Raw genomic sequence first — 19,652 nt, forward strand, 5'->3', positions numbered from 1 at the left:
GGGTCAGCCCGGCGGCCGGGCAGCGGCGATGGCCGCGATCCGCGCCGTGCGCAGCGCGTCGCCGATTGCCGGACCGGTGATGCCGTCGGCGACGATGTCGCGGGCGTTGATCGCGAGCGCAGCGGCGTGCGCCCGGCGGAGGATGTCGGCCTGCGGATAGGCGTCGTCTGCACTGCCGAGCCGGCCGCGCTTGTCGCACTCGCAGACCAGTGCGAGCTGGTCGATGCGTTCGGGCTTGCGGAAGCCGTCGCAGCGTGCGATCAGGTCATGCAGCGTGGCGTCACGCAGTTCGGCGATGCGGTGCACGTTGAGATGTTCGCGACAGGCCACGATCGCCAGCTCGCGCTGCAGCGCCGGCACCTTGAGACGCGCGCACAGCGCGTCCAGCGGCTTGAGCCCGGCGTGCTCATGGCCGACGTGACGTGGCAGCTTCTCTGTCGGCGTCAGTGCCTTGCCCAGGTCGTGGGTCAGCGCCGCGAAGCAGATCACCGCATTGCCGGGCGCGAGCCGCGCGGCCATGTCGACGACCAGTTCGATGTGCACGCCGGTATCGACTTCGGGATGGAACTCGGCGCGCTGCGGCACGCCGTAGAGCGCATCGACTTCCGGCAACACCACGGCGAGCGCGCCGCAGTCGTGCAACGTGCGCAGGAACGCGGACGGCTGCTTTGACGCCAGCGCGCGCGACAGTTCCTGCCACACACGCTCGGGCGTCAGTGCTTCGAGTTCGCCGGCATCGACCATGCCGCGCATCAGCGCCAGGGTCTCGGCGGCGACGGTGAAGCCCAGCGGGGCGAAGCGGGACATGAAGCGCGCGGCGCGCAGCACGCGCAACGGGTCTTCGGAGAATGCGTCGCCGACATGACGCAATACGCGCGCTTCGATGTCACGCGCGCCGCCGTAGGGATCGACCAGCGTGCCGTCCGGCGCTTGCGCGATCGCGTTGATCGTGAAATCGCGGCGGCCGAGATCCTGTTCCAGCGTCACTGAGGGATCGGCGTCGACCACGAACCCGCGATAGCCGCGGCCGGATTTGCGCTCGGTCCGCGCGAGCGCGTACTCCTCCTGCGTCTGCGGATGCAGGAACACCGGGAAATCACGGCCGATCGCGCGGAAACCGGCGGCTTCCATCGACGCCTGGGTTTCGCCTACGACAACCCAGTCGTGATCGCCTGCCGGCTGTCCGAGCAGCCGGTCGCGCACGGCGCCACCGACGAGATGGATCTTCATGGGCATCGCGTTCTGTCGCCCGCTGCAGGAAAACCGGTGTACAGCGTAATCGGTCGCGCCTGCGTCTTCAGCGAAATTCCTGCTCGTATGCATCGCGTTCGGCGTCGGTCATCCCGGTGCGCATATCGCGGAACGTCCAGGTCTGCGGCAGCGCCTGCCAGGTGTAATGCCGCAGGCGCAGGGCCGCGATGGGCGTCGCGGTCGCGATCTCCAGCCGCTGTGGCACGTAGTCCGATTCCCGTCGCAGCCTCGGCATCGTTTCCGGTGTACGCCAGTCGCCGGGCACCTCGAGCGCGCTGCTGATGACGACCTGCGCGTACGGAATCTCACGACCCGAGGCGTCCAGCGGGACCGCCGTAGTCCATTGCCCCTGCGAACGGCCGGGCAGGCTGTTGGGCTGCGCAAGGGTCAGGCGACGCGGCGAGGTCCAGGTGATGTGCGCATCGGCGTTGTGGACCGATTGCGTCGTGCGCGCCACGGTTTCCGCGCGATCCCACGCGTAAGTGCTCACGGTGATGTCGGTCTGGATCGAATCCAGCGCATCCAGCGCCGATGCCTGCAGATCGATCGGCAGCCGGAACGGAAACTGCGCCTGGCCCTCCTGCACGCGCTGGCGATCGTGCATTACCAGGCGGGGCTGCACGACCGTGGCGTCGACGCCGGGCAGCTGTCGACCGTCCGGATCGTGCAGCGTCACGCCGCGCACGCGCAGCCAGGCGAGCTGCAACGGCTGCGTGTCAGCGGGCCGGGGCGTCTGGCTGTGGGCACCGATCGTGATCAGGGGACGTCCGCCCTCTTGCTGCGACTGCAGGCCGAACAGCAGCATGTCTTCGATGCCGGGCAGCGCGTCCTTCGGCAATATCCACGTTTCCAGCGTGCCCTCGGCGACCGGATGCAGCGCGAAGTGCGATGGATCGTCGGACGGCGCCGAGAACGGGGGGCGGGCGAGCATCTCGCTGAAGACCTCGGTCATGCCGTGCGACTGCTCGTGATCGAGTTCGAGATCCAGGGCCGGCTCGATCGACATGTCCACCAGGTGCAGCCTGTGGGTGGTGGCGGGCTGCGCGGCGTCGCTGCCGCGCAGGAGATACAGACGCGTCTCGAGGGGCAGACCGTCCTGCCGGCGCACCGCCTGGCGGCCGTGGCCGCGCAGACCGTCGCCGTCGAACGCCAGATCGAGCAGGACGATTGCATCGTCGATCGCGCGTACCTGCAGGCGCGTCTTGATCGGCGCGAAGTCGCCCGTGCGGTCGCGGCGCAGGAGTTGCTGCCCCACCTTCAGCCCGTCGGGCAGGGATACCGGGCGCCATCCGAGCGCCTCGAGTTGCGCCGCCGCCAGCGTGTCGTAGCGGGCGCCGCGTTCGGAGAGGGCCTGCGATGCGGCGGGGTCTGCGGCCTGCAGGATCGCGCCCTCTCCGTCGCCCTGGATCACCAGATCGAAGCCGCTGACAAGGACGTCGCGCAATGCGCGGTCGTCCGCATACGCCGGATCCAGCGCATGCGAACCCCGGCCACCGCGCCAGCGCGGCTGCGTCCACAGCGGACGGATCTGCATGCGCGTGCCGCCGTCGGTAGTCGCCTGCGACGTGATCCGGTTGTAGGCCCAGTGGCGCAGCCGTAGGGCGGTGTCCTGTCCGATGGTGATGTCATGCGCGACGAAGACCACGGCCGTGCCGGCAGGCGCGGAAGCCCAGGCGGGCAGTGCGGGACACGCCACCATCAGTGCCAGGCACGCGCCCGGCCACACATCACGCCACCTCGTCATCCAACGCCGTCCTTCTGCACCACGGGATCCGCGCCGTCCGGCACCTGGCGTGCGCGATCCGTCGCGAAGAGCCGGGCATTATCGCCGCCCGACGCTGCGTACGCAGGCGGGGTGCAAGGTCCGAGTGCGCGCGGGCTCAGCCCGCCGGGCAGGCAAAGCGCTTGTTGCGCTGCGCTTCTGCACCGCGCATGCGTGGTTCCAGCGGCGCGGCCTGGCCGTACATGCGCCAGTCGTAGAGCACGCTGAAGGCCAGCACGCGCGCGACATACTCGCGCGTCTCGCGATAGCTGATCGTCTCGATCCACATGTCCGGATCCATGTCCGGACGTTGCGCGAGCCAGCGGCCGGTCGGCGTCGGGCCCGCGTTGTACGCGGCGATGGCCACGTACGGAAGCGTGTACATGTCCTTCTTCTCGCGCAGGTACGCGGTGCCGATGGCGACATTGGTGGCCGGGTCGAAGAGGCTGTCCGGTCCGCCGTACGTGATGCCCAGACGGCGCGCGACCGCCGCGCCGGTCGCGGGCATGACCTGCATCAGGCCACGCGCATCGGCAGGCGAACGTGCATTGGGATTGAAGGTGCTCTCGGCGCGGATCTCGGCCGCGACCCACGCCGGATCAAGCCCCTGCCGCTGCGATTCGCGCTCGATCAGCGCCTGCTGGGTCAGCGGGAACCGCAGCGTGTACAGACGCATTTCTTCCGGCTGGCGGCCGAGGCCGAACACGCCGCGGTCGTACCAGCCGCTCTCCTGCGCGACCTGCACCGCGATGCGGCGCTGGGTGTCGTCGAAACCCTGCAGCGCGGCCGTCCATTCGCGCGTGGCCCAGCCGGGACGATCGATGCGGTACAGCGCCAGCGCACGGGTCAGGCCCGGATCGGCTGCGACCTTCGCGCGCGCATCGTTCGAGGGCGAGAAGTCGAGCGGACACAGGGCGTAGGGCTGGTCGACGCGGTCGGCTGCGAGGAAGCCGTGGAAATCGGGGTTCTTCGCCGCTTCGCGGAACAGCGTCTGTGCGCCGCTGCGGTCGCCGGTGAGTTCGGTCGTGCGCGCCTGGAACCAGGTCCAGCGCGACTGGCCGCGCTGGCTGCCGCCCATTTTCCGGATCGCCGTCAGCGCGGCGGCCCAGTCCTTGCGCGCCAGCGCTTCGCGCACGCGCCACTCGTGCAGGCGTTCGTCGTAGGCGCTCTCGGGCACGCGGTTGAGCAGGCGTGCCGAGTCGGGCAGGTAGGACGCCACCGTCCACAGCGCGGCCTGGTACAGCACGCGCCCGTTTTCGGCTTCGTTGAACCCGAGCGCGCCGGCCAGCGCCGGCAGCTGGCGTTCTGCGGCCAGCGGATCGTCCTTGGCGAACTTCGCCAGGCCATGCGAGGCGACGAGGCGGCTGCGTGGGGTCTTCGGCCATTGCAGCGCACGCGCATGCGGCGCCGTCATGTAGGCGGCGTAGTCCTCGGCCTGTGCCTGCTGGCCGCCCGACAGGCCGCGACCGATGGCCCGCATCACGCCGACGTTCTGTTCGGCCACGGCGAGATCGAAACGTTCCCAGCGCAGGTCGTCGCCGAGACCTCCCCGGGAGGACAGGGTGGCGAACGGTGCATCGCATTCGTTGGGCAGCGAACTGCCGCTGCTGCGCCACAACGCCTGCGCATCGCGGGTCCACTGCGCATCGGTGGCGCCGGTGCGCGCACGTGCGTCGAGTTCGATGCAGCGCAACGTCGCGTTGGTCGTGCCCGGCGCCCAGACCTCGCGCACCGCTGCCCATTCCTGGCGTGTCGCCAGCGCACGCAACCAGCCCTCGCGGAACACCTCGGCCACCGGCTGGCCCTGGTGACGCGCGATGAAGTCGCGGCCCTGTGCGAGCGGCAGCGTGTCGAGATTACGGCGCAGTGCCGCAAGTTCCAGCCACGCACCGGCAGGATGCGACTGCAATGCCGGGGCAACCGGCTGGCCGCGTTCGGCGGCCTGCATCGCGGCGCGGAATGCGGCGTCGTCGACGGCCTGCGCGCAGGCCATGCCGGGCAGTGCCAGCGCGAGTGCCGGCAGCAGGGCTCGCAGCGCACGGGCGCGCAGCGAGCGGTGGCGGAACGGGGTTTCAGCGCGGATCTGCGGCATCGGCACGGGCATGTCGAGGGCGGCGGCCGACTATAGCGGAGGCGGGCTGAAGCGCCCGTGGCGCAGGCCGGTCCGGGGCGATCGCCTAGAATGGCGGGCTCCCCGCATACGTCCGGTCCCGCGCACATGATCACTCTCGGTACGCCCCTGTCTCCCTCCGCCACGCGTGTCCTGCTGCTCGGTTCGGGCGAGCTGGGCAAGGAAGTGGCGATCGAGCTGCAGCGCTTCGGCGTCGAAGTGATCGCCGCCGACCGGTATGCAGATGCACCGGCGATGCAGGTCGCGCATCGCAGCCACGTGCTCGACATGCTCGATCCGGCTGCACTGCGCGCGCTGATCGCCAGCGAGCAGCCGCATCTGGTGGTGCCCGAGATCGAGGCGATCCACACCGACACGCTGGTCGCGCTGGAGGGCGAAGGCCTCAAGGTCGTCCCGACCGCACGTGCCACGCGCCTGACGATGGACCGCGAAGGCATCCGCCGCCTCGCCGCCGAAACGCTGGGCCTGCCGACGTCGCCGTACCGCTTCGTCGATACGCGCGAGGAATACCGCGCCGCGATCGACGCCGTCGGCCTGCCGTGCGTGGTCAAGCCCGTGATGTCGTCGTCGGGCAAGGGCCAGAGCACGGTGCGTACTGAAGGCGATGTCGATGCCGCCTGGGACTATGCGCAGACCGGTGGCCGCGCCGGTGCGGGCCGCTGCATCGTCGAAGGTTTCATCGATTTCGATTACGAGATCACCCTGCTGACCGTGCGTCACGCCGGCGGTACCGCGTTCTGCGCGCCGATCGGCCATGTGCAGATCGCCGGCGACTATCGCGAGAGCTGGCAGCCGCAGCCGATGTCGCCGGCCGCGTTGCAGCGTGCGCGTGACGTCGCACGTGCGGTCACCGACGATCTCGGCGGTCGTGGCGTGTTCGGCGTCGAGTTGTTCGTCAAGGGCGACGCGGTGTGGTTCAGCGAAGTCTCGCCGCGCCCGCACGACACCGGTCTGGTGACGCTGGCCTCGCAGGACCTGAGCGAATTCGCGCTGCATGCGCGCGCGATTCTCGGCCTGCCGATCCCGGTCGATGCCGACGACGTCGTGCAGCACGGCGTCGCTGCGTCCTGCGCGCTGCTGGCGCAGGGCACGGGCGTGCCTGTGTTCTCGAACATCGAGGCCGCCCTGCAGTCGCCCGACAGCGCGCTGCGCCTGTTCGGCAAGCCGCGTGTTGAAGGCCAGCGCCGCGTCGGCGTGACGCTGGCGCGTGGCGTCGATGTCGATGCCGCACGCGCGACCGCACGCGACGCCGCTGCCGCGATCGGCATCGACTGGACCTGAGGACGGTGGTCGTCGTCACCTGCGTGCGCGCCGCATGCTGACCTGGTCGATGCTGCTGTTCCCGCTGCTCGGTGCAGTGGCGGGCGTGCTCGCCGGGCTGCTGGGCATCGGTGGCGGTCTGGTGCTGGTGACCGCCCTGGTCTGGTTGCTGCCGCTGTACGGCGTGCCGCAGGACGCGGCGATGCACACCGCGCTCGCGACCGCACTGGCGAGCATCATCCTGACCGGGCTGTCGTCCGCGCGCGCGCATCACCTGCGGCAGAGCGTGCTCTGGCGCACGGTCGCGTGGATGGTGCCGGGCGTCATGCTGGGCGGCTGGATCGGCAGCTGGCTCGCGGTGCTGCTCGACGGCGACGTGCTGCGCTACTGCGTGGTCGCCTATTGCGCGATCGTCGGCACCCAGCTGCTGCTGTCACGGACACCGCCGCCCGGTGGCGATGCGGTCGTGCCGACCGGTCCGGGCCTGTCGGGCGCGGGTGTCGGCATTGGCGCCTTGTCGTCGATCGTCGGCATCGGTGGCGGCGGCATGACCGTGCCGCTGCTGGTGTGGCTCGGCGTGTCGCCGGTGCGCGCGGTCGGCACGTCGTCGGCCTGCGGCGTGTTCGTCGCGCTGGCGGCGGCCGCCGGCTATGCGCTGCAGGCGCCGGCGGACGTGCTGCCGGGCGTGTCCTGGGGCTATGTGTATCTGCCGGGTGCGATCGGCATCGCGCTGGCCTCGGTCGTCGTGGCGCCGTACGGCACGCGGCTCGCGCATGCGATCAGCGGCGCCGCACTCAAGCGTGTGTTCGCGGTGTTCCTGTACTGCGTCGGCGCGAGCCTGCTGTTTCTGTGATCTCCCTCTTTTTGTCGCTGGACCGTCCATGACCACTTCCGCACCCGCCATCCCCGACACCATCGCCGCGCTGGCGCCGCAGATGACCGCCTGGCGTCACGAAATCCACGCATGGCCGGAGCTCGGCTTCGAGGAAGTGAAGACCTCGGCACTGGTCATCCGCGAGCTGCGCGCGCTCGGTCTGGACGTGCACACGGGCCTGGGCGGCACCGGCGTGGTCGCGGTGGTCGACAGCGGCACCCCGGGCCTGTCGATCGGCCTGCGCGCGGACATGGATGCGCTGCCGATGGACGAGGTCGCCGACGAGCGCGGCGAACTGCCGTACCGCTCGCAGCGTCCGGGCGTGGCGCATACCTGCGGGCATGACGGTCATACCTCCGCACTACTGGGCACAGCGCGTCATCTGGTCGCGCATCCGCCGGCCAGTGGGCGCGTGGTGCTGATCTTCCAGCCAGCCGAAGAGGGCGGGCGCGGCGCAATCCGGATGATCGAGGACGGCCTGTTCGCGCGCTGGCCCTGCGACGAGGTCTACGCCTTCCACAACATGCCGGCGCTCAAGACCGGCGAGGCCAGCGTGCGCAGCGGCGCCACGCTGCAGTCGCTGGCGGTGTTCGAGATCGCGATCGAGGGCGTCGGCGGCCACGCCGCCGCGCCGCATCGTGCGAACGATCCGCTGCAGGTCGCAGCACGCCTGGCCGTGGATATCGGTGCGATCGTCGGCCGCCACATTGATCCGATGGAAGCGGCCCTGATCAACGTCGGTTCGCTGCAGGCCGGCACCACGCACAACATCATTCCGTCGACCGCCACGCTCAGCGGCACGATCCGCTCGCTGTCGAAGGATGTGCACGACGAACTGCTCAAGCGCCTGCGCGCACTGTGCGAGGGCCATGCGCAGATCTCGGGCTGCAGCATCGCGCTGGAGATTCCACATTCCTGCCCGCCCTGCGTCAACGCACCCGAGCAGGGGGCGCTGGCGGCCGAAGCAATCGCCGACGTGCTCGGCGCGGATCACGTGAAGACCGATCTGCGCGCGTACCCGTTCTCCGACGATTTCTCGTACATGCTCGAACAGTGGCCCGGCGCTTACCTGTTCCTGGGCATGGACAGCGCGATGTGCCACCACCCGACCTTCCGCTTCGACGACGGCCTGCTGCCGGTCGCGGCCGCGGTGTTCGACCGCATCGTGCGGCGTCGTCTGGGCTGAGCGGGCGCGCCGCACTGCTGCGGCCCGACAGACCGGCGTAAGCTGTGCGCCGCGCCGCGGACCCATCGCGGCCGTCGACATCTCCACGCGAGTGCCCCATGTCCCAGCGCGACTGGGTGGCCCAGGCCATCCGCAAGATCGAAGCCGATTTCAACCGCTCGGCCGACACCCATCTGATTCCGCTGGCGCTGCCGGGCTTTCCGGGCATCGACGTCTATCTGAAGGACGAGTCCAGCCATCCGACCGGCAGCCTCAAGCACCGGCTCGCGCGCTCGCTGTTCCTCTACGCGCTGGCCAATGGCTGGCTGCATGCCGGCAGCACCGTGGTCGAGGCGTCGAGCGGTTCGACCGCGGTCTCGGAAGCGTATTTCGCGCGCCTGCTGGGCCTGCCCTTCGTCGCGGTCATGCCGGCGTCGACATCACCCGAAAAGATCGCCGCGATCGAATTCCAGGGCGGCCGCTGTCATCTGGTGCCCAACGCCTGTGGCATCGGCGAGGCCTCGGTGCAGCTGGCGCGCGAGACCGGCGGCCACTTCATGGACCAGTTCACCTACGCCGAGCGCGCGACCGACTGGCGTGCCAACAACAACATCGCCGAGTCGATCTTCAAGCAGATGTCGCAGGAAGCGCATCCGGTCCCCGCGTGGATCGTCTGCAGCGCCGGCACCGGCGGTACCAGCGCCACGATCGGGCGCTATGCGCGCTACCGCGGCTACGACACCCGCGTGCTGTGCGCCGATCCCGAACATTCGGCGTTCTTCGATCATTACGTGCGCGCGATGCAGGGCGCGGGCGTGGCCGATGACAGCGCGCCGTCGCCGCCGTCGCGGATCGAAGGCATCGGCCGGCCGCGCGCCGAGGTCAGTTTCATACCGGGCTGCGTCGACGCCATGCTGAAGGTGGCCGACGCCGCAAGCCTGGCGGCGATGCGCTGGACCAACACCCGGCTGGGCCGGCGCGTGGGCGGCTCCACCGGCACCAACATCGTCGGTGTGCTGCACGTGGCCCACGCGATGCGCAGCGCCGGCGAGACCGGCTCCATCGTCACCATCCTCTGCGACGGCGGCGAGCGTTACGCGCACAGCTACTACAACCCCGACTGGTACAGCGCGCACGGCTTCGACATGGAGGCCGCCGATCGCGACGTGCGGCGCGCGGCGGAAACCGGAGACGCGATCCCGCATCTCGGCCTGGCCACGCGGTAGACGAACCCCTGCGCTCAGCCGGCCAGGCGGTGCAGCGCGGCGAGATCGTCGGCGATCGCATCGGCACACTGCTGCTCGATGCGCCGGTAGAGCGCCAGCACCTGTTCGCCGAGCGGCGTGAGCGCCGCGCCGCCGCCGCCGTGGCCACCGGTCAGCGTCGCCACGACGGGCGCGCCGAAGTACAGGTTCAACTGCTCCACCAGCTGCCAGGCGCGGCGATAGCTCATCGACATGCGACGGCCTGCGGCGGAGATCGAGCCGGTGTCGCGGATGCCCTCGAGCAGCTCGGCCTTGCCCGGGCCGAGTCGCACCTCGCCTAGGCGGATACGCAGCTGGAAATCGCCCGGATCGTTCATGCCGCCAGCTTAGTCGAGCGCAGCTGCAGCGGTGCGGCGGCAGGGCGACCGGAACGGCTCGTGTATCGTCTGCGCTCGTTCCGGAACGGTCGCGCACGAGGCAATGAGCACCTACGCACTGGGATCCGTGTTCCGCCCCGCGTCGGTGGCCGTCGTCGGTGCCAGTCCGCGGCCGCGCTCGCTCGGCCGGCTGGTGCTGCAGCAGCTGCGCAGCGGCGGATTCGCCGGACCGGTCGGCCTGGTCAATCCGCGGCATGCCGCGATCGACGGCGTCGCCGCGTCGCCCACGCTCGATGCGCTGCCGTTCGTGCCGGAACTGGTGGTCATCGCGGTGCCGCCGGCCGACGTCGCCGGCGTGGCCGAGGCCGCTGCGCGCAAGGGCGCGAAGGCGGCCATCGTGCTGACCCGCGACATGGGCGAGGGCACGGGCTCGCACAACGCCGCGCTGGCCGATGTCGCCCGCGCCCATGGCCTGCGCATCGTCGGACCGAACTGTCTGGGCGTCATCGCCCCGCACGCGAAGCTGTTCGCCAGCTTCGCCGCGCATGCGCCGGTGCCGGGTGATCTCGCGCTGATCTCGCAGTCGGGCGCGGTCGCGGCGGGCATGATCGAGTGGAGTCGGCCGCGTGGCATCGGATTCTCCGCGGTGGCCTCGCTCGGCGACGCACTCGATGTCGATTTCGCCGATCTGCTCGACTATTTCGCCACCGACCGCCACACCCGCGCGATCCTGCTGTACGTCGAACGCGTCCGCGATGCGCGCAAGTTCCTGTCCGCCGCGCGCGCGGCCGCGCGCGCCAAGCCAGTGGTCGTGGTGAAGCCAGGGCGCCACGCGCGCCGGCTCGACGGCACGCTGACCCAGGCCGCTGCGCTGGCAGTGCCCGACGCGGTCTACGATGCCGCGTTCCGGCGTGCGGGCCTGCTGCGCGTGCACGCGCTGGACGAACTGTTCGCCGCGGCCGAGACGCTGTCGCACCTGGGCAGCCTGCCGGGCAACCGCCTCGCGGTGATGACCAACGGCATCGGTGTGGGCATGCTCGCGCTGGACCGCCTGGTCGATCTCGGCGGCACGCGTGCATCACTGTCCGAGGCGACGCTCGATACGCTCGATGGTGCGTTCCCGCGCGGCTGGTCGCGACGCAACGCCGTCGACATGCTCGGCGATGCCGACGGCGGGCGCTATGCGGCCGCGCTCGATGCGCTGCTCGACGATCGGGATAACGACGCGGTGCTGGTGATGCAGGTGCCCACCGTGCTGTCGGATCCCGACGAGGTGGCGCGGGCCGTCGTGCGCACCGTGCAGGCCCGCCCGCGTACCGCCACCCGCAAACCGGTGCTCGCGGTCTGGCACGGCGATCAACCCGGCGCGCGCAGGACGCTCGGCGATGCGGGAATCCCGGTCTACGACAGCGAGGCCGATGCCGTGCGCGGCTTCATGTATCTCGCGCGCCACCACGAGGCGCAACGCGCGCTGATGGAAACGCCGCCCAGCCTGCCCGACGATTTCGTCGTCGACCTGCCGGCGGCGCGCGCGGTGGTCGACGCGGCGCTGGCGTCGGGACCCGGTCTGCTCGACCCGGTCGCGACCGCGCGCCTGCTCGGCGCCTACGGCATTCCGGTTGCCGAAGTGACCCGTGCATGCGATGCGGATGCGGCGGTCGCCGCCGCGGAGCTGTTGTTCGCGCGCGGCGTCGCGGTTGCGGTGAAGATCGACGCGACCGATATCCTGCACAAATCGGACGTCGACGGCGTGCGGCTGAACCTGACGACGCCGCAGGCCGTGCGCGCTGCGGCCGACGACATCCTGGTGCGCGCGCGTGCGCTGCAGCCCGATGCCCGCATCGACGGTGTGACCGTGCATGCGATGGCGACGCGGTCGAAGGCGCGCGAGCTCATCGCCGGCATCGCCGATGACCCGACCTTCGGCCCGGTGATCGTGTTCGGTCGTGGCGGCACTGCCGTCGATGTCATCGACGACAAGGCGTTGATGCTGCCGCCGCTGGACCTGCGCCTGGCGCACGAACTGATCGGCCGCACACGCGTGTCGCGCATCCTCAAGGCCTATCGCGACGTGCCAGCCGCCGATGAGCGCGCGGTCGCGCTGGTGCTGGTCAAGCTCGCGCAGATGGCGGCCGACATTCCGGAGCTGCGCGAGCTCGACATCAATCCGCTGCTCGCCGACCGGGACGGTGTGATCGCCGTCGATGCGCGCGTTGCGCTGGGACCGGTCAGGCGGCTGCACAAGGGCCGCGGCCATCCGCGCTTCGCGATCTTCCCGTATCCGGTCGAGTGGGAGCGCACGATCACGCTGTCCAACGGCAATGCGGCCTTCGTGCGGCCGGTCCGTCCGGAGGACGAAGCGATGTTCCGGCGCTTCTTCGAACACGTCAGTCCTGAAGACCTGCGCCTGCGGTTCTTCAGCGCGGTGCGCCATTTCAGCCACGAGTTCATCGCGCGCCTGACCCAGCTGGACTACGCGCGCTCGATCGCACTGGCAGCGATCGATCCCGACACCGGCGAGATGCTGGGCGCGGTGCGCCTGCTCGCGGACGCGAACTACGACACCGGCGAATACGGAATCATGGTGCGCTCCGACCTGAAGGGTGCCGGGCTCGGCTGGCGGCTGATGCGGATCATGATCGAGTACGCCCACTGGCAGGGACTGCGCGTCGTCGAGGGGCAGGTGCTGCGCGAGAACACCACGATGCTGGCGATGTGCCGCCAGCTCGGGTTCTCGATCACCACCGATCCGGACGATGCCACGGTCGCGATCGTGCGCCTGCCGGTCGGGGACACCGACGCCTGAGCCGCGCCGGACGCAGTCAGTGCGACGGGAACGGCGATAATGCAGCCGTGCGCAAGATCCTCCACATCGACATGGACGCGTTCTACGCCTCGGTCGAACAGCGCGACGATCCGTCGCTGCGTGGGCGGCCGGTGGTCGTGGCCTGGCGCGGCGCGCGTTCGGTGGTCTGCGCGGCGTCGTATGAAGCCCGGCCGTTCGGGGTGCGCTCGGCGATGCCGGCCGTCACCGCCGAGCGACTGTGTCCGGACGCGGTCTTCGTGCCGCCGGATTTCGCCCGCTACAAGGCCGTGTCGCGGCAGGTGCGCGAGATCTTCCACGCACATACCGACCTGGTGCAGCCGCTGTCGCTGGACGAGGCCTATCTCGACGTCACCGATCCGAAGATTCCCTCGCCCAGTGCGACGGCGACCGCGGAGGCGATCCGCGCGCAGATCCGCGAGGCGACGCAGCTGACGGCTTCGGCCGGCGTGGCGCCGAACAAGTTCATCGCCAAGATCGCGTCGGACTGGAACAAGCCCGATGGCCTGTACGTGGTGAAGCCGGCGCAGATCGACGCGTTCCTGCTGCCGCTCAAGGTCGGCCTGATTCCGGGCGTCGGCAAGGTCATGGAGAAGAAGCTGGCCGACCTCGGTGTCGCCACGGTCGGCGATCTGCGCGGCCTGTCGCGCGAGACGCTCGAGCGACGTTTCGGGACGTTTGGTGCGCGCTTGCACCAGCGCGCACTCGGCATCGACGACCGGCCGGTGGAACCGGACCAGCCGGTGCAGTCGATCTCGTCGGAGGACACGTTCGAAACCGATCTGCCGCTTGAGGAGCTGGCGCCGATGATCGAGCGGCTCGCGGAGAAGACATGGGCGGCGACGCGCAAGACCGCGCGTGTCGGCCGCACGGTGGTCCTGAAGCTCAAGACCTCGCAGTTCCGCATCCTCACGCGCAGCTTCACGCCGGATGCGCCGCCCGCGTCGCAGACCGAACTGACGCGGATCGCGCTGGCGTTGCGCGAGCGCGTGGACCTGCCGGCGTCGACGCGTTACCGCCTCGTGGGCGTGGGCATCGGCGGATTCCGCGAGCCGGACGAACTGCCGGTGCAGGCGGGACTGTTCGAAGGCTGAGGCGGGCTCAGCCGATCACGCGCTCGAACGGCGGCAGCGCATCGAGGATGCGTTTGCCGTAGCGGCGGTTGAGCAGGCGTGAGTCGAGGATCACCACGCGCCCGGTATCGGTCGAGGTGCGGATCAGGCGACCGGCGAACTGGGTCAGTGTGCGCAACGCATGCGGAATCGCGATCAGGTTGAACGGATTCTGCCCGCGCGCCTCGAGCCATTCGCCAAGCGTCGCGGTCTGCGGATCGGTCGGTACAGCGAACGGCACCTGGGTGATCACCACCGTCGTGCAGGCCTCGCCCGGCAGGTCCAGACCTTCGCCGAACGAGTTGAGTCCGAACAGCACCGAGCCCTTGCCGGCGGCGACGCGTTCGAGATGGGCGGCGACGACCTGTGACTTGTTGCCGCTGCTCTGCACCTGGATCGCGCCACGGCGCGAGGCCGGCATCAGTTCGGCGACCTTCTCCATCTTCCAGCGCGAGGTGAAGAGCACCATGCTGCCCTTGTGCCAGTCGAGCTCGCGCGCCAGCCATTCGGCGACGGCCTTCGGGTGTCCCTCGCGATCGTCGGGCGCCACCGGGAACTGCGGCACCACCAGCTGCGCCTGGTTCGGCAGATCGAACGGCGACGGCAGCGACGCGGTCTCGGCGTGATCGGGCAGGCCGGTGTCGATCGCGAACGACTGGAAATCACCGCCGCCGGTCAGTGTGGCGGAGGTCATCACGACCGAATCGATCTCCTTCCACAGCAGTGTGCGCAGCACGTGCGCGGCCGACACCGGCGAGCAGTGCAGGGCGAGATCGCCATCGCGCGTCGCCGTGATCCAGCGCGCCATCGGTGGCGCGCCTTCGCGGTCTTCGCGTCGCCAGCCGGCCCACAACTCGTGCTGCTGCTCGACCATTTCCAGCACCATGCCGAGGCTGCGCTGCAGCTTCTCGCGCGCCGGATCTTCCTGCTTGGTCCGCGCGACGGCCTGTTGCGCGGCGTGCACCCAGTTGAACAGGGCGCGCGTGTCTTCGCCGAGGGTTTCGATCGCATGCGCCCAGTCGTCGGGCAGGCGACCGAGCGGTGCGCGCCACATCGGATCGCGGTCGCCGGGTTCGGGCTGCCAGACGCGGTCGACGTCGAGCTGGAACGCCTTGAGCCCCTTCGACACACGCGATGCGAGTTCGATCGCCTCGTTCGGCAACAGGGTGCCGATGCGCTCCTTGTCGACCAGTCGATAGCTGCCGGCGATCAGGATCTGCATGCGGCTGGTGCGCTTGGCCATGTCGGCGAGTGGCAGGCGCGCCGCGCCCTGGTCGATCGCGACGTTCGCCACGTGATGGCCTTCGTCGAGCACCAGCAGCATCTCGCCGGGCGGCGCCAGCAGCGGCTGGCCGTTCTCGATGTCGCCCATCGCCAGTGACGACAGCAGCAGCGCGTGATTGGTCACGACGATCTGGGCTTCGCGCACGGTGGTGCGGACTTTCAGCACCGGGCACTGCTGGGCGAAGCTGCAGCGACGCCCGGCGCAGCTCGATGCGGGCGTGGTGATACGGGTGCGCAGCGCGGGCGACACGGGCTCGGGCGCGGTGTCGAGATCGCCGTCCCACTGCCGGTCCGCATGCGCTTCGAGCAGGCGCCGCGCAGCGTCGACTTCATGCGGTGCAAGCGGCCGGTCGTAGAGCTGGCGCTCGTAGTCGCCGCCTTCGTCGGGCCCGGCGCCATCGAGCAGCATCGTGCCCTGGCTGTGCTCGGCGTGCAGTTCGGCGGCGTTGCGCGTGCACAGGTAACGCGTGCGGCCCTTGGCCAGCGCGACGCGGGCCTCCAACCCGGTCGCGGCGAGGAATGCCGGGATGTCGCGTTCGAACAGCTGCGACTGCAACGCCACGGTACCGGTGCTGATGACCAGCTTCTTCTTCGTCGCCAGCGCGATCGGCACGCCGGCGGTCAGATACGCCAGGCTCTTGCCGACGCCGGTCGGCGCTTCGGCGATGCCGATGCCGCCCGAAGTCGCGAGCGCGCGCGACACCAGCCCGATCATCGCGCTCTGCGAACGGCGCGTGCTGAAGCCCGGCGTGTTTGCCTGCAGCTTCGCGTATGCGGCGCGGATGTCGGCCTTGAGCGCGTCGTTCAGCGCGCGCGGCGGCGCGTCGGCCGCGGTCGTGGCCGGCGAGTTGGAGTCGGAATCGCCCATGCGCTTATTGTCCCATGCCGCGTCGCGCGGACCGAGACCGGGATGCTGAACGACGCCGGCACGATACCGGCACGGACATGCTGCGTCGGTGCGATCAGGGCGTTGGCTGTGCGGTCGACACCGGTGCTTCGCCGTCGTCGCGCGGCGCGTCTTCCAGCATCACCAGACGCTGTCCGTCGAGGCGGTACTCGAGCGCGGCCTGGATCGACTGCAGTTCGCGTACGTGCGTGCACAGGGCATCGGCCTGCGCCTCCAGCGCGGCGCTGCGGGCTTCGATCCTGCGGTCCAGATCGGCTTCCATGCGTTCGGCGCGCGCGTCCATGCGACCGGCGCGGCCGGTGAACACCTGCCACATCACGCTGCGGCCGAGGCTGCCGGTCATGCGTTCGGCCGCCTCCTCGATGCGCGACTCGAAGCCGTCGCCGAACACGTTCTGGTCCCAGCGCCCGGTGCCGAGCGTGGTGTCGATGTAGCCGAGCGTATCGGTGCGGAAACGTTCCACCTGGCGCACCTTGCGCGCGCTGCCGGTCATCACTTCCACCACGCCGGCCAGCGCATCGAACGCGATGCCGGTGCTCTCGCGCGCGACCGATGTGACCTGCGGCATCAGCGTGCGTGCGCCCGATTCGAGCCGGCGCAGACGCGCGGCATCGGCGGCGCTGATGGTCTGCACCGCGCGGTCCACGCTGAGCGTGCCGTCGTGGAAGAAGATCTCCTTCGGCATGCCGCTGTCGCGGTAGAGCCACACGCCGCCGGTATCGACGAGCACGTTGTACGGCGTCGAGATCTCGCACTGGTCGGAGGACAGCCGCGGCGCGGTGTCGTCGTCGGCAGCGAAGACAGACATCGACGCGACGAGCAGGCCGGCGACGAGTGCAGTGCGATGGAAGGACATGGACAGCGTTCCCGGTTGCATGGCCGCGAGCATCGGGCCATCGCGGCGCGGCATCGCGTGCTTGAAGTCACGGTGGCGTATGGGGCGCCCGGATGATGGTGTCAGCGTGCGCCGCGTCGGCGTCCGCCGCGCGCCAGGCGCTTCTGGAAATCGGCCGCGATGTCGGCCAGCGTCACCGCGGCCAGACGTGCGCGCAGCAGCGCTTCGGCGTCGGCCATCGCGTCGGTGAGGTGGGCGTTGACGGCCTTTTCGACGAGACATTCCGGATCGTCATTGGCCAGACCGAACGCGAACGGGGCGGGCGATCCCAGCGCTTCGTGGATGTCGAGCAGGCTGATGTCGGCGAGCGGCGTCGCCAGCGACCAGCCCCCGCCGTGGCCCTTTTCCGAACGTACGTAGCCATGGTTGCGCAGGCCCGCCATGGTCCGACGCACGACGACCGGATTGGTGCCCAGCATCGCCGCGATCTCGTCCGAGGTCGCACGGCCGTCAGCCTCCGCCAGATGGATGAGGACGTGGAGCATGCGGCTGAGGCGGCTGTCGGGGCGCATGGGGCAGGGCGTGTGACGGGCCGCCACGATACCCCAGTCACGTCTCGACACTTATCGAGTTGCATGATGTCGGCAGCCGGCGCATCATGGAACAACTGAAGTGGCGTGAGGTGTGCGATGCGATATGACGTGGTGATCGTGGGCGGCGGCAGTGCCGGGCTGTCGGCGGCGCAGGCTCTGGCGCGCGCACGGCGCCGCGTGCTGGTCGTCGATGCGGGCCAGCCGCGCAACCGGTTCGCGGCTGCCGTGCACAACGTGTTCGGCCATGACGGCACGCCGCCGGCCACGCTGCTGGCGAACGGCCGCGCGGAACTGCTGCGCTATCCAACGGCAACGGTCATCGCGGGCGAGGTCATCGAGGCGGTCGCGGATGCAGTCGGATTCTCGCTCGCCCTGGCGGACGGGCAGACGGTGCAGACCCGTACGCTGATCCTGGCCGGCGGCGTGCGCGACATATTGCCGCCGCTCGACGGTCTGCAGCCGCGCTGGGGCCGCAGCGTGCTGCATTGCCCCTACTGCCACGGCTTCGAAGTCGCCGGGCATGCGCTAGGTGTCTTCGCCGGCGATGCGATGGGCCTGCATCGCGCGCTGATGCTGCCCGACTGGGGCCCGACGACCTGTTTTCTCGAAAACGGGTTCGAACCTGACGCCGACGACGCGCGGAAGCTTGCAAACCGGGGCGTGACGCTGGAACGCACACCGGTCGTCGAACTGCTCGGGGATGCGCCGGCGCTCGATGGCGTGCGTCTGGCTGACGGCCGCCGCATCGCGATCGATGCCCTGTTCGTGGGTTCGCGGGTCGAACCGGTCGACGGGCTGGCCGGGACGCTGGGCTGCGTGCAGGACATGGGGCCACTGGGCCCGTACCTGCGGGTGGATGCGTTCAAGCAGACGACGGTCCGCAACGTGTTCGCCGCCGGTGACCTTGCCCAGCCGATGCACAGCGTGCCGCTCGCGGTGGCGTCGGGCCTGCTCGCCGGCGTCGGTGCACATCAGGCCCTGATCGCTGCCGACGCGGGCTGAGTGCAGGTTTCATCGCAGGTTGCGGTGGGGTGTCGATACTCGAACGATGCCTCGCATCCTCTCGCTGTTGCTCGCATCGCTGATCGTCTGCTTCGCCCCCGCCGCGCCGGCTTCCGCGCAGGCACCGGGCGCGGCGCGCCCCGACGCGCTCGAGACCGTGCTCGACGGGGCCACGTCAATGGCACCGCTGCGCACGGTACTGGTTGCACGCGATGGCGCCCTGCTGGCCGAGCGCGGATATCACGGTGCATCGACCACGCGGCCGGCGAACATCAAGTCCGCGTCGAAGACGGTGATGTCGGCGCTGGTCGGCATCGCAATCGAACGCGGCCTGCTCGACGGCGTCGACCAGCCGATCGCACCGCTGCTGGCCGACCGCCTGCCGGCCGATCCCGATCCGCGTATGGCGCAGGTCACCATCGGCCATCTGCTGTCGATGCAGGCCGGACTGCAATCCACGTCGGGCCGCGGATACGGCCGCTGGGTCGCGCAGCGCGACTGGGTGCGCGCCGCCCTCGCGCAGCCCTTCGTCGATACGCCGGGCGGCGGCATGATCTATTCCACCGGGTCCACGCACCTGCTGTCCGCGGTGCTCGCCCGGGTGGGCGGCAAGCCGGTCCGCGCGCTCGCGGCCGACTGGCTGGGGCCGCAGGCGGGTTTCTCGATCGCTTCGTGGGACACCGATCCGCAGGGGCTGCACTTCGGCGGCAATCAGATGGCGATGACACCGCGCTCTCTGCTTGCGTTCGGTGAGCTGTACCGGAACCACGGCCGCGCGACCTCGGGTGCGCAACTGCTGCCCGCGACGTGGATCGCCCAGTCGTGGCGCCCGCGTACACGCTCGGTCTACACCGGCGATGGGTACGGCTATGGCTGGTTCGCGCGCCGGATCGAAGGCCACGACGTGCGCTTCGCCTGGGGTCACGGCGGACAGATGCTCTACATCGTGCCGTCGTTGAACCTCACCGTGGCGATGACCTCCGACGAGACCGCCGCCGCAGGCTCCGGCCACCTCGCGCATCTGCACGCGCTGATGGGCCGGATCATGGCGACACAGGCCGGCTGACCGG

15 protein-coding genes are annotated in these 19,652 nt (G+C 70.1%); 8 read left to right on the forward strand and 7 right to left on the reverse strand.

Going from position 1 to position 19,652, the window contains the following annotated elements:
* Positions 1 to 3: 3 nt before the first annotated feature.
* The 3 genes from AC3A4E_RS02045 to AC3A4E_RS02055 form a co-directional block, all read right to left on the reverse strand.
* On the reverse strand, positions 4 to 1,230 hold the full coding sequence (locus AC3A4E_RS02045) for a multifunctional CCA addition/repair protein (RefSeq protein ID WP_487629912.1): 1,227 nt from the start codon (positions 1,228 to 1,230) through the stop codon (positions 4 to 6).
* 67 nt (positions 1,231 to 1,297) lie between these two features.
* On the reverse strand, positions 1,298 to 2,995 hold the full coding sequence (locus AC3A4E_RS02050) for a hypothetical protein (protein ID WP_487629913.1): 1,698 nt from the start codon (positions 2,993 to 2,995) through the stop codon (positions 1,298 to 1,300).
* 136 nt (positions 2,996 to 3,131) lie between these two features.
* The gene (locus AC3A4E_RS02055; protein ID WP_487629914.1) at positions 3,132 to 5,105 is read right to left on the reverse strand and encodes a lytic transglycosylase domain-containing protein; all 1,974 of its coding nucleotides are present in this window, start codon (positions 5,103 to 5,105) and stop codon (positions 3,132 to 3,134) included.
* A 126-nt stretch (positions 5,106 to 5,231) separates the two neighbouring features.
* On the opposite strand from AC3A4E_RS02055, the gene purT reads away from it, so the two are divergent.
* From purT to AC3A4E_RS02075, 4 genes are all read left to right on the forward strand, one after another.
* Positions 5,232 to 6,425 carry a formate-dependent phosphoribosylglycinamide formyltransferase gene (gene purT / locus AC3A4E_RS02060; RefSeq protein WP_487629915.1) on the forward strand — a complete coding sequence of 398 codons (1,194 nt, stop codon included), beginning with the start codon at positions 5,232 to 5,234 and terminating at the stop codon, positions 6,423 to 6,425.
* Positions 6,426 to 6,459: 34 nt separating this feature from the next.
* Positions 6,460 to 7,257, forward strand: a complete 798-nt coding sequence (locus tag AC3A4E_RS02065) for a sulfite exporter TauE/SafE family protein (protein WP_487629916.1) — start codon at positions 6,460 to 6,462, stop codon at positions 7,255 to 7,257.
* Between the two features lie 28 nt (positions 7,258 to 7,285).
* Positions 7,286 to 8,464, forward strand: a complete 1,179-nt coding sequence (locus AC3A4E_RS02070) for an amidohydrolase (protein WP_487629917.1) — start codon at positions 7,286 to 7,288, stop codon at positions 8,462 to 8,464.
* A 98-nt stretch (positions 8,465 to 8,562) separates the two neighbouring features.
* Positions 8,563 to 9,669 (forward strand): PLP-dependent cysteine synthase family protein, encoded by a 1,107-nt coding sequence (locus tag AC3A4E_RS02075; RefSeq protein WP_487629918.1) that lies wholly within the window; start codon positions 8,563 to 8,565, stop codon positions 9,667 to 9,669.
* 14 nt (positions 9,670 to 9,683) lie between these two features.
* Here AC3A4E_RS02075 and AC3A4E_RS02080 read toward each other — a convergent pair whose 3' ends face one another.
* Positions 9,684 to 10,025, reverse strand: coding sequence for a winged helix-turn-helix domain-containing protein (locus AC3A4E_RS02080; protein WP_487629919.1), 342 nt, complete (start codon positions 10,023 to 10,025; stop codon positions 9,684 to 9,686).
* 103 nt (positions 10,026 to 10,128) lie between these two features.
* On the opposite strand from AC3A4E_RS02080, the gene AC3A4E_RS02085 reads away from it, so the two are divergent.
* On the forward strand, positions 10,129 to 12,831 hold the full coding sequence (locus tag AC3A4E_RS02085) for a bifunctional acetate--CoA ligase family protein/GNAT family N-acetyltransferase (protein ID WP_487629920.1): 2,703 nt from the start codon (positions 10,129 to 10,131) through the stop codon (positions 12,829 to 12,831).
* Positions 12,832 to 12,878: 47 nt separating this feature from the next.
* The gene (gene dinB, locus AC3A4E_RS02090; RefSeq protein ID WP_487629921.1) at positions 12,879 to 13,943 is read left to right on the forward strand and encodes a DNA polymerase IV; all 1,065 of its coding nucleotides are present in this window, start codon (positions 12,879 to 12,881) and stop codon (positions 13,941 to 13,943) included.
* A gap of 7 nt (positions 13,944 to 13,950) precedes the next feature.
* On the opposite strand, the gene dinG is transcribed toward dinB, so the two are convergent.
* From dinG to AC3A4E_RS02105, 3 genes are all read right to left on the reverse strand, one after another.
* Positions 13,951 to 16,113: an ATP-dependent DNA helicase DinG gene (gene dinG, locus AC3A4E_RS02095; protein ID WP_487629922.1), complete on the reverse strand. Its 2,163-nt coding sequence runs from the start codon at positions 16,111 to 16,113 to the stop codon at positions 13,951 to 13,953.
* 94 nt (positions 16,114 to 16,207) lie between these two features.
* Positions 16,208 to 17,008 (reverse strand): DUF2884 family protein, encoded by an 801-nt coding sequence (locus AC3A4E_RS02100; RefSeq protein WP_487629923.1) that lies wholly within the window; start codon positions 17,006 to 17,008, stop codon positions 16,208 to 16,210.
* 101 nt (positions 17,009 to 17,109) lie between these two features.
* The gene (locus AC3A4E_RS02105; RefSeq protein ID WP_487629924.1) at positions 17,110 to 17,559 is read right to left on the reverse strand and encodes an Rrf2 family transcriptional regulator; all 450 of its coding nucleotides are present in this window, start codon (positions 17,557 to 17,559) and stop codon (positions 17,110 to 17,112) included.
* Positions 17,560 to 17,676: 117 nt separating this feature from the next.
* Between AC3A4E_RS02105 and AC3A4E_RS02110 the strand changes: the two genes are divergently transcribed.
* Together AC3A4E_RS02110 and AC3A4E_RS02115 are read left to right on the forward strand one after the other, a co-directional pair.
* Positions 17,677 to 18,582, forward strand: a complete 906-nt coding sequence (locus tag AC3A4E_RS02110) for an NAD(P)/FAD-dependent oxidoreductase (RefSeq protein ID WP_487629925.1) — start codon at positions 17,677 to 17,679, stop codon at positions 18,580 to 18,582.
* Positions 18,583 to 18,628: 46 nt separating this feature from the next.
* Positions 18,629 to 19,648: a serine hydrolase domain-containing protein gene (locus tag AC3A4E_RS02115; protein WP_487629926.1), complete on the forward strand. Its 1,020-nt coding sequence runs from the start codon at positions 18,629 to 18,631 to the stop codon at positions 19,646 to 19,648.
* Positions 19,649 to 19,652: the final 4 nt, after the last annotated feature.

This window comes from Luteimonas sp. Soil_N_1, from assembly GCF_057656255.1.